Source organism: Sorangium sp. So ce117 (assembly GCF_051524395.1).
Lineage (GTDB): Bacteria > Myxococcota_A > Polyangia > Polyangiales > Polyangiaceae > Sorangium > Sorangium cellulosum_B.
In genome coordinates, this window is sequence record NZ_CP150309.1 from 11,748,843 (window position 1) to 11,764,389 (window position 15,547).

Annotated in this window: 4 protein-coding genes; all 4 read right to left on the reverse strand. The window is 73.4% G+C overall.

The window, feature by feature from the left end:
* Position 1: 1 nt before the first annotated feature.
* From WMF46_RS44080 to WMF46_RS44095, 4 genes are read right to left on the reverse strand one after another with little or no spacing between them, the layout of a single operon-like run.
* Positions 2–6,379: an amino acid adenylation domain-containing protein gene (locus WMF46_RS44080; RefSeq protein WP_437982701.1), complete on the reverse strand. Its 6,378-nt coding sequence runs from the start codon at positions 6,377–6,379 to the stop codon at positions 2–4.
* 3 nt (positions 6,380–6,382) lie between these two features.
* Positions 6,383–14,185, reverse strand: coding sequence for an amino acid adenylation domain-containing protein (locus tag WMF46_RS44085; protein WP_437982702.1), 7,803 nt, complete (start codon positions 14,183–14,185; stop codon positions 6,383–6,385).
* A 36-nt stretch (positions 14,186–14,221) separates the two neighbouring features.
* Complete coding sequence (locus WMF46_RS44090; RefSeq protein ID WP_437982703.1) at positions 14,222–15,295, reverse strand: TauD/TfdA family dioxygenase; 1,074 nt, start codon at positions 15,293–15,295, stop codon at positions 14,222–14,224.
* Positions 15,292–15,513 carry an MbtH family protein gene (locus tag WMF46_RS44095; RefSeq protein WP_437982704.1) on the reverse strand — a complete coding sequence of 74 codons (222 nt, stop codon included), beginning with the start codon at positions 15,511–15,513 and terminating at the stop codon, positions 15,292–15,294. Before WMF46_RS44095 ends, WMF46_RS44090 begins: the two co-directional genes overlap by 4 nt.
* Between the last annotated feature and the right edge of the window lie 34 nt (positions 15,514–15,547).

The window sequence follows — 15,547 nt, forward strand, 5'->3', positions numbered from 1 at the left end:
GTCAGTCCAAGGCTTCCAGGATGGAGTCCAGCTCGTCCGACGCGAGCGTGACGTCGGTGAAGTCCGATGGCGTGTAGCCGCCGGCCTCGGGGGACAGGCAGTGCGCGATCAGCTCTCTCAGCGCGTCGCGCCACAGCGCGCTGACCGCCGCGACCGTCTCCTGCCGGTACCGCGCGGCGCTGTAACGGAAGGTCGCCTCGAGCCGGCCGTCGTACACGGCCGCGTCGATCTCGATCTCGTACGGGAGCGGGCTGCGCGGGTCGTGCTCGGCGCCGGGCGACTCCGCGGCCAGGGAGAACCGCGCGCCGGCGCCGACCACCTGATCCCACTGGCCCAGGTAGTTGAACGCGATGCCCGGCGTCGGCAGGCGGCGCAGCCGGTCGGCGATCGCCCCCGTGCCCAGCTCCCGCACCGCGCCGTAGGGGAGGCCGCGCCGCGGGACGCGGCGGAGCTGCTCCTTCACCGCCTTGAGCACGTCGCCCGGCGCCGCGTCCTTCGCGACCTCGAGCAGCACCGGGTAGGCGCTCGTGAACCAGCCGACGGTGCGCGACAGGTCCAGCTCTTCGCCGTCGAGCGCCTCGCGCCCGTGGCCTTCGACCTCGATCGCCGCCACGCCCTGCCCGGTCCACCGCGCGAGCGCGAGGGCCAGCCCGGCCAGCAAGACCTCGTCGACGCGCGTCCGGTACGCGTCCGACACGGCCTCCAGCAGCGACCGCGTCTCGGCCGCGCTCAGACCCGCCTTGACCGTGGCCATGGCCGTCTCCGCGCGATCTCCGGCCGGCGTGTCGACAGGCAGCGGCGCCGCCCGGTCCCAGGGAAGCCCGAGCCAGAAGGCCGCTTCTTCCTGGAGGGCGTCGCCCTGCGCCGCGGCCTCGAGGCGCTCCGCCCACCGCTTGAACGAGGTGGTCCGGTCGGGCAGCTGCGTCGGTGCCCCGCGGCGGGCCTGGTCGTAGGCGGTCTGGAGATCGTCGAGGAGGATCCGCCACGACACGCCGTCGACGACGAGGTGGTGCGCGGCCAGCAAGAGCCGCCCCGGCCGGCCGGCGCCGAGATCGAAGCCGACAACGCGGAGCACCGGCCCCGCCGTCAGGTCGAGGCTCGCCTGCCACCGGGACGCGTGCGCCTCGATCGCCCGCGGCAGGTCGGCCTCGGGCACCCTGGAGAGGTCTGCCCGGTGCGCGACCGCCTCGGGCTCGCCGGGCGCGTGCGTCTGGCGAAAGCCGCCTCCCTCCGGCACGTAGCGCAGCCGCAGGGCGTCGTGGTGGCGCAGGAGCGCCTGCACCGCCGCCTGCAGGGCCGGCCAGTCGAGGGGCTCGGCGACCGTGAGCAAGAGCGCCTGGTTCCAGTGATGGGGGTTCGGCAGATCGCGCGCGAAGAACCGCCGCTGGATCGGGATCAAGGGGACATCGCCCGTCGCCGGCTCCTCCCCGGCCGACACCGCGGCCGAGGCGACGCCCGCGGCGGCCGCGAGCTCCGCGAGGGTCTGGTGCTGGAACATCTGGCGCGCCGTCAGGCGGAGGCCCGCCTGCTTCGCGCGGGAGACGACCTGGAGGCTCAGGATCGAGTCGCCGCCCAGCTCGAAGAAGTTGTCGTCGCGGCCGACGCGCCCGCGGCCCAGCACCGCGGCCCAGATCTGCGCGAGCTCTGCCTCGATGTCGGTGGCCGGGGCGGCGTCCTGCGCCGCGCCCCGGGGCGCTCCTCCGGCGCCGAGCGACGGCGCCGCCGCGAGGGCCGCGTCCGCAGCCGTCGCCGCGAGGGCCGCGTCCGCAGGCAGCGCTGCCTCGGGCGGCTCGGGCAGCGCCGGGGCCGGCGCCTCGGGCAGCGGCAGCTCGCCGAGCCGCGCGGTCGGCCGCGCCACGATCGCCTCCAGCAGCGCGCGGAGGTCGCCTGCCATGCGGCGGATCGTGCGCTCCTCGAAGAGCTCCGTGCTGTACTCGAACGAGCCGCTCAGCCCCTCCGGCCCGGTCGCCATGTGGAGCGAGAGGTCGAACTGGGCGCTGCCCGGATCCACCTCGACGGGCCGGAGCTCGAGGTCGGCGAGCGGGAGCGCGCGCCGCGAGGCCTCCTGGAGCGAGAACATCACCTGGAACAGCGGGGTGCTCCCGAGATCTCGCGCCGGCCGGAGCGCCTTCACGAGCTGCTCGAACGGCAGGTCCTGGTGCGCCTGCGCGGCCAGCACCTCTTCCCGCGTCCGCGAGAGCAGATCCGTGAAGCGCGGGTCCCCCGCGAGGTCGGCCCGCAGCACGAGCGTGTTGACGAAGAGCCCGATGAGCCCCTCGACCTCGACGCGCGTGCGGCCCGCGATCGGCGTCCCGATGCACAGGTCCGTCTGTCCGCTCCGCTGCGCGACCAGCGCTTGGAACGCGGTAAGGAGCAGCATGTACGTGGTGACGCCCTGGCCGCGGGCGAGCGCGCCGAGCTCGGCGGAGAGCTCGCGCGGGAGCTCGAAGTTGTGGCGGGCGCCCCGGTACGACCGCGCGGCGGGGCGCGGCTTGTCGGTGGGCAGCCGCAGGACGGGCGGCTCTGCGGAGAGCCGCTGCCGGAAGTGCGCGAGCTGCTGGTCGAGCGCCGCCCCCGCGAGCCACGCGCGCTGCCAGCTGGCGTAGTCGCCGTACTGGATCGGGAGCGCCGGGAGCGCCGGGGCGCGCCCCTCCGCGTCGGCGGCGTAGAGCTCCGCCACCTCGCGGACGAGGACGTTCATCGACCACCCGTCCGACACGATGTGGTGGAGGACGACGAGCAGGAGGTGCTCGCGCTCGCCGAGCCGCAAGAGTGAGACCCGGAGCAGCGGCCCGCGGCGGAGGTCGAAGGGCCGGCTGGCCTGCTCCTCGAGCAGCCGCAGCGCCTCGGCCTCGCGCGTGTCCTCGGGCGCGGCGCGGAGGTCCCCGGTGGAGAGCGCCGCCGGCTGCTCGGCGTGGATGATCGCGACCGCGCGGCCGTCGCGCTCCTCGAACGTGGCGCGCAGGGACTCGTGGCGGCGGATCAGCGCGGCGAAGCTGCGCTCGAGGCGGGCGACGTCGAGCGGCCCGAGCAGGCGCACGGCCGCGGGGACGTTGTACGACGCTGCGGTCTCCTCGAGCTGCGAGAGGAACCACAGCCGCTCCTGCGCGAAAGAGAGCGGCGGCGGGCCGCTCCGCGGCTCGGCGAGGAGCGGCGGCGCCGGTGGGGCCAGCGGGCCGCGCCGCGCCGCCAGGGCGGCGCGCGCCTGGGCGGCTACCGTCGGCGTCTCGAACAGCGCGCGGAGCGGGAGCTCGACGTCGAGCACGCGGCGCACGCGCGAGAGGACCTGCGTCAGCAGCAGCGAGTGGCCGCCGAGGTCGAAGAACGAGTCCTCGACGGAGACCCGCTCCACGCCCAGCACCTCGGCCCAGATCCCGGCGAGCAGCTCCTCGGTCGCGGTGCGCGGCGCGATGTGGCTCCGCGCGTCGCCGGCCTCGGGGGCGGGTAGCTCGCGCCGGTCCACCTTGCCGTTCGGCGTGCGGGGGAGCGCCGGCAGGAACACGAAGGCCGGCGGCACCATGTACTCCGGCACGCGCTCCGCGAGCCATGCGCGCAGCGCCTCCGCGGCCGGCACCGGCTCCGAGGCGGCCGCGTAGGCGACGAGCCGCCGCACCCCCGGCCGGTCCTCGCGGACGAGCACCGCGGCCTCCTGCACGGCGGGGTGCTCGGCGAGCCGCGCCTCGATCTCGCCGAGCTCGATGCGGTAGCCGCGCAGCTTGACCTGGTGGTCCCGCCGGCCGACGAACTCGATCGTGCCGTCGTCGCGGTAGCGACCGAGATCTCCGGTCCGGTAGAGCCGACGCCCCGGCGCCGAGCTGAAGGGGTCGGGGAGGAACGCGGCGGCGGTCCGGTCCGGCTCACCCAGGTAGCCGCGCCCGACGCCGATGCCGCCCACGTAGAGCTCGCCGGTCACGCCGACCGGCGACGGGACGAGCAGGTGATCCAGCACGTAGAGCCTGAAGCCGTCCACCGGCCGCCCGATCGGGACCTGCGCCTCGTGTGCCGCGGGCGGCGCGGTGATCGCGTGCAGCGCCACGTCGTCCGAGCACTCCGCGGGCCCGTAGGCGTTCATGAGGGGCACCGCCGGGTAGCGGTCGAGCCATGCCCGGGCGAGCGCTGCAGGGAGCGCCTCGCCGGTCGGCAGGATCCAGCGCAGCCGCGCGAGGGCCGGCGGCGCGGCGTGCTCCAGGGCCGCGTCCAGCATGCCCTGGAGCACGGCGGGGACGAGCTCGGCGACGGCGATCCCCCGGCGCTCGACGTGCTCGATCAGGCGGGCCGGATCGCGCGTGATCTCGTCGGGCACGATGTCGACCGTGCCGCCGAAGAGCAGGGCGGTGAGGAACTGCCAGACCGAGATGTCGAAGCACGGCGAGGCCGTCTGCGCGATGACGTCGCCCGCTGCGAGGCCGAGCCGCGGGATCTTGCTCAGCATGTTGTTGAGCATCCCGCGCCGCTCGACCATCGCGCCCTTGGGCACCCCGGTGGAGCCGCTCGTGTAGATGACGTAGGCGAGGTGCCCCGGCCCGCCGCGCTCCTCCGGGTTCTCATCGGACGAGGCCTCGTCGAGGGCGCCCTCGATGGTCGCGATCGCCGGCCGGCGCGCCTCGGGCAGCAAAGCAATGGCTCTTTCCAAAGCCGCGCGGTGCCGATCGCGCGTCAGCACGACGCGGGGCTCGCTCGACGCGAGGATCTGCGCCGCGCGCTCGGCCGGGTAGGCGGGATCGATCGGCACGTACGCCCCGCCGGCCTTGAACACGGCGAGGATCATGGTGAGCAGCGGGATGCCCCGGTCGTCGAGCAGCGCGACCCGCTCTTCGGGGCCGACGCCGCGCGCGAGCAGCGCGTGTGCCGCGCGGTTGGCGTCGCGGTTCAGCGCGGCATAGGTCAGCCGCCGATCCGCGCAGGACACGGCGACGGCGTCGGGCGTCCGCGCGACCTGGGCGTGGAAGCGCGCGGCGTAGGACGAGAGATCTTCCTCGACCGCGGGCGTCGTGTTCCATGCGACGAGCGCCTGTTGCCGCTCGGCTGGCGTGAGGAGCGGCAGCTCGCCGAGGCGCGCATCGGGGCGCGCGGCCATGCCCTCGAGGAGGGCGCGCAGGTGCCCGAGCAGCCGCGCGGCGAGCTCGGGCCTGACGCGCGACCGGTCGTAGGAGAGCTTGAGGGGCTGCTCGGTCTCGGGCCACGACATGAGCGTGAGCGGGTAGTTCGTGTGGACGCGGTCGCGGACGTCCCCGACCCGGAAGACGATCCGCCCTTCGCGGAGCGCGGGGTCGACCGGCGCGTTCTCGAACACGAAGAGGCTCTGGAACAGCGGCTGTCCGCGCTCGATCTCGCTCCAGCGCTGGATGTCCACGAGCGGCGTGTGCTCGTGCTGCCGCAGCCCGAGGTTCTGATCGAGGAGCGCGGCGAGCCACGGCAAGAGCGGCTTGTCCGCGGGGACCGGGACGCGCAGCGGCAGCGTGTTGATGAAGAGGCCCAGGATGGACTCGACCCCTGGCAGCTCCGGGGGACGCCCGGCGACGGTGACGCCGAAGAGCACCTCGGGCTCGCCGCTGTAATGGCTGAGGAGCAGGGCCCAGGCGCCCTGCACGATCGTGTTGAGCGTGAGGCGATGGCGCTGGGCGAGCACGCGCAGCGCGGCCGTGGGCTCCGCGCCGAGCCGGACCGTGACCTCGTCGATCTCGGCATGATCCGCGGCCGCCGCGCCTTCGTAGCGCTCCTCGAACCCGAGCGGCGTCGGGGCCCCGAAGCCCTTGAGGGCGCCCCGCCAGAACGCCTCTGCGGCCTGGACGTCTCGCCGCCCGATCCAGTCGATATAATCGCGGTAGGGGCGCGGGGGCGGAGGGCGGGAAGCGTCGCCCCGGACCAGCGCCTCGTAGTGAGCGAGGAAGTCCATCATCAGGAGCGACGTGCACCACTCGTCGAGGAGGATGTGATGGAAGCTGTGAATGAGCTCGTGAGTCCGGTCGCCCAGCCGGACGAGGCGGAGGCGCATCACAGGCGCCTTGCCGAAGTCGAGCCCTCGGTCGAGCTCGTCGCGGAGCTCCTTGGAGATGCGCGCCTCCTGGGCTTCTCCGGAGAGGCCCCGGTAGTCGAGCACCTCGAACGGCAGCTCCACCGTCTTGTGGACGACCTGGAGCGGGCGCTTCTGGCTCCTCCAGACGAAGGAGGTGCGCAGGATCGCGTGCCGCGCCACCACCTCTCGCCAGCCCCGCTCGAACGCGTCGATCTGTAGATCGCCCTCGATGCGATAGCGGTTCTGCATGAGGTAGACGCCCGAGGACGGACGCAGGAGCGTGTGGAACAGCATCCCCTCCTGCATGGGCGAGAGGGGATAGACGCTTTCGATGTTGGCAGAGGGATCAGGCTTGGTAGACACGGTTCACCTTTGAAGCTCGTCCAGGAGAGCGCTCCACTCTTCCGCGGAGAGGCCGGCATCAGGGGCCTCGGGGGCGGGCGGCGGCGCGGGCGGCGCCTCGATCGGCTCGGGCGCCACGGTCAGCTGCGCCGCGGCCTCGGCCACGGTCGGGTGCTCGAAGAGCAGCTTGGGCGAGAGCCGCAGCCCCCGCTGGGCGGCGCGCGCGATGACCTGCAAGGTGACGATCGAGTCGCCGCCCAGCTCGAAGAAGTTGTCCTCGACGCCGACCTGCGGGCGGTGCAGCACCTCCGCCCAGACCTCCGCGAGGATCCGCTCCGCCTCGGTCCGGGGCGCGACGTAGGGACGATGGCCGAGCGCCGCCGCCTCGGGCGCTGGCAGGGCGCGGCGGTCGACCTTGCCATTCGGGGAGAGCGGCAGTCGCTCCAGGACGACGATCGGCGCAGGCACCATGTAGGCCGGGAGCGTCTCGCCGACCCACGCGCGCAGCGCCTCCGGCTCGGGCGCCGACCCGTCGCGTCCTGCCACATAAGCGACGAGGCGCTTTCCGCCGTGGGCCTCGTCGCGCGCGACGACGACGGCCTCCTGGACCTCCGGGTGCTGGAGCAGGCGCGCCTCGATCTCGCCGAGCTCGACGCGCAGGCCGCGGATCTTCACCTGGTGATCGAGGCGGCCGAGGAACTCGATGGCTCCGTCGGGCCTGTGGCGGGCCAGATCGCCAGTCCTGTAGAGCCGCCCGCCGGGCGCGGAGCCGAACGGATCGGGTACGAAGCGCTCCGCGGTGAGGGCGGGCCGCCGGTGATAGCCGCGGGCGAGGCCGACGCCGCCGATGTGGAGCTCTCCGGCGACGCCGACCGGCACGGGCTGTCCGTGGCGGTCGAGCAGGTAGATCTGGGTGTTGGCGATGGGATGTCCGATGGGCACCGAAGTCGAGGCGTCGCCTCGCGAGCAGGCCCAGGAGGTGACATCGATGGCTGCCTCGGTCGGCCCGTAGAGGTTGTGGAGCTCGGCGTGCTCGAGCCGCTCGAAGAGCCGGCGCGCGAGCTCGGCGGGCAGCGCCTCGCCGCTGCAGACGACGCGCCGTAGCGATCGGCACGACGACGCGCCGGGGGTCTCCAGGAAGGCCTGGAGCATGGGCGGGACGAAGTGGAGCGTGGTGACGCCGTGGCGGGTGATCAGCTCCACGAGCCGCTCGCCGTCGCGGTGGTCGCCGGGCCTGGCGACGACGAGGCCTGCGCCGGTCATCAAGGGCCAGAAGAACTCCCAGACGGAGACATCGAAGCTGAACGGGGTCTTCTGGAGCACGCGGTCTTCCGCGGTGAGCCCGTAGCGCTCCTGCATCCACTGAAGCCGGTTGAGCAGGCCACGGTGGCTGTTGCCGGCGCCCTTGGGCCGCCCTGTCGAGCCCGAGGTGTAGATGGTGTAAGCGAGGCTGTCCGGCGACACCGGCGTGGCGAGATTGCCAGTCGGCTCCCTGTCGATCTCGGCGCGATCGGCGTCCAGGCAGAGCACCTCGGCGCCGTGCGCGGGCAGGCGGGAGGCGACGGGCCACTGGCTCAGGAGCACCGGCGCTCCCGCGTCCTCGAGCATGAACGCGATGCGGTCCGCGGGGTACTCCGGGTCGATCGGCACGTACGCCCCGCCCGCCTTCAGGATGCCGAACAGCCCGACGACCATCTCGATCGAGCGCTCGGCCGCGATGGCCACGAGCACGTCCGGCCCCACCCCGCGCCGCCTGAGCGCGTGCGCGACCTGGTTGGCGCGGGCGTTGAGCTCTCGATAGCTCAGCCGCTTCTCGTCGAAGATCACCGCCACGGCGTCCGGCGTCCGCTCCGCCTGCGCCTCGAAGAGCTCGTGGACGCGCCGCCCGTCCGGATACACGCGCTCGGTCGCGTTCCACTCCGTCACGACACGCCGGGACTCCAGCTCGCCAGGGAGCGACAGCTCGCCGACGGGCGCCTCGGGGCGGCCGGTGAGCTGCCGGAGCGCCCCCTCCACGAGGCCGAGCAGGCGGGAAGCGGCCTCCTCGTCGAAGCGCCGCCGGTCATAGGACAGGCGGAGCTGGAGCTCGGCTCCCGGCAGCACGGCCAGCGTGAGCGGGTAGTTGGTCTGGTCCGCGAACGCGACCTCGCGGACGTCGAGCCCGGGCAATCCCTGCTGGGTCCGAGGATCGGTGGGATAGTTCTCGAAGACGAGCAAGCTCTCGAACAGCGGCTGTCCCGCCGGGATCGCGCTGTACGTCCGCGTCTGCGCGAGCGGCGTGTGCTCGTGGGCGCCGAGCTCGGTGATCGTCTCCTGGAGATCGCGCAGCCAGCTCGCGACCGTGGCGGCCCGTGGCACGGCCACGCGCAGGGGCAGCGTGTTGATGAAGAGCCCCGCCATGGCCTCGATCCCGGCCAGCGGGGCCGACCGCCCGGCCACCGTGATCCCGAAGAGCACGTCGTCGCTCCGGGCAGCCCGGCTGAGCAAGAGCGCCCAGGCGGCCTGGACGAGCGTGCTCGCCGTCACGCGGTGCTGCTGCGCGAAGCGCTGGAGCCGCGCCGTCGCCGACTCCGACAGCGCGACGATCTTCGCCCCGTACCCGCGCGCCCCGTCGGCCGACGCCTCGCGCGTCACGTTGTCGAGGGGCAGCGGCGTCGCCGCGCTGAAGCCCGAGAGCGCGCCTCGCCAGAACGGCTCCTCCGCGCTCGCGTCCCGCTCGCGCAGCCAGGCGATGTACTCGCGGTAGCGTCGGCGAGTCGACAGCGCGACCGGGCGGCCGCTGCGCAGGGCGTCGTACGCGACGAAGGCGTCCTGCAGCACGAGGGACGCCGCCCACCCGTCGAGGAGCAGGTGATGGTGGCTCCAGAGCACGTGGTACGCTTCGTCGCCGAGGCGCAGGAGCGAGACGCGCATCAGCGGGCCCCGCGCCAGATCGAAGCCCCTCGCGCGATCCGCGTCGATGCGGGCGGAAAGCCGCGCCCGCTGCTCCTCGGCACCGGCGCCGCGGAGGTCCTCGAGCTCGATCTCCACCGCCTCGACAGCGCCCCCGCGACGCACGACCTGGAGCGGCTCGTCGGCGCCTTCCCACACGAAGGTCGTGCGCAGGACGCCGTGGTGCTGGATCACGGCCTCCCAGGCCCTGCGGAACGCGTCGACGTCGAGCGCCCCCTCCAGCCTGCACGTCACCTGTTCGACGTAGACGCCGGAGCCGGGCTCCCACAGGCTGTGGAAGAGCAGCCCCTGCTGGAGCGGGCTCAGGGGATAGACGTCCTCGACGTCGCGGCCGGCTCCCAGCAGGCGGTCCAGCCGGGCCTGGTCGAGCCGCGCGAGGGGGAAGTCCGAGGGCGTAGTTCCGCCGCTGTCCGGAGCGAGGCAGTGCGCGACGAGGGCGCGCAGACGCGCCGTGAAGTCCTCGCTGAGCCGCGCCATCGTCTCGGGCCGGTACCGGGCGCCGCTGTAATTCCACATCACCCGGAGACGCCCGCCGACGATGGCCGCGTCGACCTCCAGCTCGTAGCCCCGCGGCGTGCGTGGATCTTGGCTGCGTCCAACGTCGCCTTCGGCGTGCGCGAACAGCGGGCTCGACGCGAAGAGGTCGTCCCACTGCCCGAGGTAGTTGAAGCTCAGCTGCGCCGCGGCCCGCTCCCGGAGCTGCGCCGCCCGCTCGTCCTCGCTCAGGTACCGGAGCATCCCGTACGAGGCGCCGCCTCGCGGGACCGCGCGGAGCTGCTCCTTCAGCGCCTTGAGCACGCCGTCAGGCGCCTCGCCGGCCGGGATCTTCAGCCGGACGGGGTTGATGCTCGTGAACCATCCGACGGTCCGGGAGACATCCACGTCGTCGAGCGCGTCGCGCCCGTGCCCCTCCAGGTCGATGAGCACGGCCGGATCGCCCGTCCACCGCGCCAGCGCCCCGGCGAACGCCGCGAGCAGGAGCTCGTCCACGCGCATCCGGTACGCAGGCGTCGCCTGCAGCAGCGCGCGTGTGTCCTCGGCGCCGAGGAACTGGGTCAGATAGAGGGTCTCCGCTTCGAGGGACGCGCCGGCCGGATCGTCCGCGGGCAGCGCCGCCGTGGGGCGGCTCGCGGCGAGCCACGCCTCTGCCTGTCGCGTCACGTCCTCGGACCGGGCGTGCGCGCACAGGCGTCGGGCCCACGCGCCGAAGGAGAGCGTCTCGTCCTGCAGCCGGATCGCCTCGCCCCCGTCGTGCTGCCGGTAGGCGGTCTGGAGATCCTCGATCAGGATCCGCCAGGAGACCGCGTCGACCACGAGGTGATGCGCGATGAGCAGGAGCCGGCCGGGGCGGTCCGGGCCCAGATCGAACAGGACCGCGCGAAGGAGCGGCCCCTCGGCCAGGTGGAGCCGCGCCTGGTGCTCGCCTGCGGCGCGGGCCAGCGCCGCGGGTTGCGCCTCGGCGGCGAGGTCCGACAGGTCGACCCGCGTGACCGCCGCGGCGGCCGTGGCGGTCGCGCGCTGGTGCCATCCGTCCGCCTCGCGTGTGAACCGCAGCCGCAGCGCGCTGTGATGGTCGGCCGTCGCCTGGACCGCGGCTGTGAGCGCCTCGACGGAGAGCCGCTGCCGCAGCTCGAGCAGCACCGTCTGGTTCCAGTGGTGCGGGCTCGGCCCGCCCAGATCGAAGAACCAGCGCTGGATCGGCGTGAGCGGCGCGTCGCCGGTGAGCTCCACCTCCGCGACCGGCGCTGACGCCGGCGCCGCCACCGCGGCCAGATCGGCGATCGTCTGGTGCTGGAAGATCTGCCGGGGCGTGAGCGAGAGGCCCGCGGCCCGCGCGCGGGAGACGACCTGCAGCGCGAGGATCGAGTCGCCGCCCAGCTCGAAGAAGTTCTCCTGGACCCCGACCGCTGGCCGCCCGAGGAGCTCCGCCCAGATCCCCGCGAGCGCCGCCTCGGCCTCCGTGCGCGGCGACAGGGCCTCGCTGCTCGGCTCGTCCGGCGCCGGCAGCGCGCGTCGATCGATCTTCCCGTAGGGCGTGTGCGGCAGCTCCTCCAGCACCACGAACGCCGAGGGCACCATGTAGTCCGGCACCTGCTCCTTGAGCGCGCGCCGCAGCGCCTCCGGCGCCACGTCCGTGCCGGCCGCGACATACGCCACGAGCCGCCGCTCCTCCGGCCGGTCCTGCCGCACGATCACGACCGCCTCGCGCACCCCGGGCTGCTCGCCGAGCCGCGCCTCGATCTCGCCGGGCTCGATCCGGAAGCCGCGAAGCTTCACCTGATGATCCACGCGGCCGGCGAACTCGAGCTGCCCGTCCGCCCGCCACCGCGCCCGATCGCCCGTCCGGTAGAGCCGCTCTCCCGGCTGCTCCGCGAACGGATCGGGGACGAAGCGCTCCGCCGTCAGATCCGGGCGCGCCCAGTACCCGCGCGCGAGCCCCTGGCCGCCGAGGTACAGCTCTCCGACGACGCCGGCCGGCACCGGCCGACCCGCGGGGTCGAGCACGTAGGCCCGCGTGTTCGCGATCGGCCGGCCGATGGGGACGGCCCACGCATCGCGCGGGTCCGCGGCGGCCGTCAGGTTGCTGACCGTCGCGGTCACGGTGGTCTCGGTCGGACCGTAGGCGTTCAAGAGGCGCACGCGCCCGGCCGCGGGCGACGCCCGCCACGCGCTCACGCGCTCGGGCAAGGCCGCCTCGCCGGTGATGACGATCTGCCGGAGGCACGCCGGCAGGGTCACGCCCTCGGCGAGCCCCGCGACGATGCGGTGCCAGTACATGGTCGGCAGCACCGCCGCGGTCACGCCCCACGCGCTGCACGCCGCGAGGAACCCGGCGACGGACTCGAGCATGGCGTCGGTGCGCAGCACGAGCGTCGCGCCTCGCGCGAGGCACGGGAAGATCTCCTCGGCGCTCGCGTCGAAGCTCAGCGACGCGAACTGCAGCACCCGGTCTCTCGAGGAGATCTCGTAGACCCCCGCCGCGACGTCGACGAAGCTCGCGATCGCCCGGTGCGGGACCACGACGCCCTTGGGCGCCCCCGTCGAGCCGGACGTGTAGAGGATGTAGGCCGCCTGCTCGGGCGCCGGCTCGGCCTCGACGTCGCGCGGTGCCGAGGGCTCGCTGCGCACGCACGTGAAGGAGGCGTCGAGATCGATCACGTCCACGCCGGCGGGCTGGCCGGCCGCCGCGTCGCCGTGGGCGATCACCACGCGGATCCCGGCGCCGGCGATCAGCGCGGCGAGCCGTTCCCGCGGCAGGTTGGGATCGAGCGGGACGTAGGCGCCGCCCGCCTTCAGCACGCCGAGCACGGCGGCGATCATCCCGATCGAGCGCGGAAGGCAGATGCCCACGCGGACCTCCGGCCCCACGCCTCGCCGCCGGAGGAGCCGCGCCAGCTGGTTGGCCCTCCGATCGAGCTCGCCGTACGTGATCTGCCGCTCCTCGTGGACGACGGCCGTCGCCTCGGGCGCGCTCGCTGCGTGCTCCTCGAACATCCGGTGCACGTCGCGCGGGGTCCGGCGGAGCGCCCCGGTCGTCCTCCACCCGAGCACCTGTCGTTGCTCCTCGGCCTGGAGCATCGGCAGCTCCGACAGGCGCGTCCCCGGGCTCGCCGCCGCGCCGGCGAACAAGCGCAGCAGGTGGTCCGCCATCCGCGCGATCGTGGCCTCGTCGAACAGGTCGGTGTCGTATTCGAGCGCGCCGGCCAGCCCGTCCTCGTCGGGCGCGATGTCGAGCGAGAGATCGAACTGGGCGCCGCCCACGTCCAGATCGAGGAGGCGCACCCCGAGTCCCGGGACCTGGAGCGGCTGCCGGAGCACCGGCTGGAGCGCGAACATCACCTGGCAGAGCGGCGCGTGGCTCAGGTCCCGGACCGGGCTCACGGCCTCCACGACCTGATCGAACGGCGCGTCCTGGTGCGCCTGCGCCTCGCGCACGGTCTCCGTGACCCGCGCGAGCAGCTGCGTGAACGGCGGATCCCCTTCGAGCGCGGTGCGGAGCACGACGGTGTTGGCGAAGCACCCGACGACCCCTTCGAGCTCGGCTCGGCTCCGGTTCGTCACCGGCGTGCCTACGCTGATATCGAACGTCCCCGCGTGGCGGGCGAGGAGGGCCTGAAACGCCGCCGTCAGCACCGAGAACAGGGTCGTCCCCTCGCGCCGCGCGAGGGCGCCGAGCGCCTCGGCGAGCGCGCTGGGCACGCGGAAGAAGTGCCGCGCGCCCCGGTACCGCTGGGTCGCCGGCCGCGGGCGATCCGTGGGCAGCTCCAGCACCCCCGGCTGTCCCGAGAGCCTCTTTGTCCAGTAGGCGAGCTGCGCCTCGAGCAATCCGCCCTCGACGCGCTGGCGCTGCCAGTGCGCGAAGTCCGCGTACTGGAGCGTCGGCTCGGCGAGCGGGGTGGGCCGGCCCGCGGCGAACGCCGTGTACAGCGCGGCGAACTCCCCGAGGACCAGGCTCGTGGACCACCCGTCGAAGACGATGTGGTGAACCACCCAGAGGAGGACGTGTTCTTCCGATCCGAGCCGCAGGAGCGTGAGCCGGAGCAGCGGGCCGTTCACCAGATCGAACGGCCGCCGCGTCTCGCGCTCGATCAGGCGCCGGACCTCGGCGTCGCGCTGCCCGGGCGGCAGGGCGCCGAGGTCCCGCCGCTCGATCTGCAGCGCTGCTTCCGGCTGGACGACCTGGGAGGGCTGGCCGTCGACGACGGCGAACGTCGTGCGCAGGATCTCGTGCCGGCGCACGATCTCGGAGAGGCACCGCTCCACCACGGCGACGTCGAGCGATCCGGTGAGTCGCACGGCCGTTGCCAGGTTGTACGAAGCGCTCTCCGGCTCGAGCTGGGCGAGAAACCACAGCCGCTCCTGGGCGGAGCTCATCGGAAAAACGAAGACATCCTCACGCATGAAAGAACCTCAGGAGGCTTTGGCCCGGTACGGCTCGGCCATGGCTACAAGCACCTTGCGCGGGCCGCGGAAGGGCGCGCGCCCGTGGGCGACCAGCATGTTGTCCGCGAGGAGCACGTCGCCCTCTTGCCAGGGGAACTCCACGGCGAGCTGCCTGTACACCTCGCGGATCTCGTCGAGCGCGGCGCTCTCGATGGGTGATCCGTCGCCGTAGAGGGCGTTGCGGGGCAGGTCTTCCTCGGCGAAGATCGAGAGGAGCGCCTCTCGCGCGGCCGGCTCCAGGTTGGAGACGTGGAACAGGTGAGCCTGGTTGAACCACACGTGCTCGCCGGTGCTCGGGTGGGTGGCCACGGCCTGGCACACCTGCCGTGTGCGCAGCTCGCCGTCGGGCTTCCACACGTACTCGATGCCTGCCGCCCGGCAGAAGCGCTCGACCTCGGCCCGGTCGCTCGTGCCGAAGACCTGCTGCCACGGCAGGTCCAGGCCGTTTCCGTAGTTGCGCACGTACATCACCCGCTTTGCCGCGAAGCGCTCCCGCAGCCGGGCAGGGATGCGCCGGAAGACCTCGCGGCTGTCCGCGAGCGGGGTGCTGCCCCCCTCGGGCGCGGCCTGCGCGCAGTGAAACCAGATCTTGAGAGGCCAATCGAGCGTGTACGACTGCTCGTTGTGAAGCGGGATGTGCTGGTGAGCGGGGTACTCCGTCGACGTGTAGATGCGGTCCTGCACGTGGGAGCGCGGCGTCGACCCGAACGTGTAGTCGAGGAGCTCCGGCGTCACGAGCCGGACGAAGGCGTGGAAGTCGGCGAGCGATCGGACCGGAAAGCCGCGGAACAGCACCGCTCCGTGCCGGGAGAGCTCCTCTTCCGCGCACGCCCGGATCTCCGCGGCGAGCGGCGAGACGTCGACGACATCGTCGACGTCGCCGCGCTCGACCGGGCTCGCGATGAGCGGCAGCGCGCCGCCGGGGAAGCAGGTCCGCGAGAGGCCCGCCGCCCTCCGGAGCGCGGCGCCCTCGGGCGCCTCTCGCGACGCCGCTGACGTAGCTGACGTAACTGACGTTGACGAAGCGCTCGAGTCGGTCACGACGACCGGCCCTCCTCCATCCGCTTGCGGAGGCTGAGCGGCCGCATGTCGGTCCAGACCTCCTTGATGTGCTCGAGGCACTCCGCCTTGGTGCCGGCCTTGCCCGCGTCGCGCCAGCCGACGGGGTTCTCCCGGTACTCGGGCCATATCGAGTACTGCTCCTCGTGGTTCACGACGACTTTGTAAACGGTGTTGTCTTCGTGCTCTTCGTTCGCCATTGGGCTCCTCCGTTCGAGATGCGTTGCGAGATGG

Bases quoted from the DNA above. Each gene is read 5' to 3' on its own strand.
- WMF46_RS44085 (WP_437982702.1), bottom strand. From the start codon at position 14,185: ATGAGCTCCGCCCAGGAGCGGCTGTGGTTTCTCGCCCAGCTCGAGCCG.
- WMF46_RS44095 (WP_437982704.1), bottom strand. From the start codon at position 15,513: ATGGCGAACGAAGAGCACGAAGACAACACCGTTTACAAAGTCGTCGTG.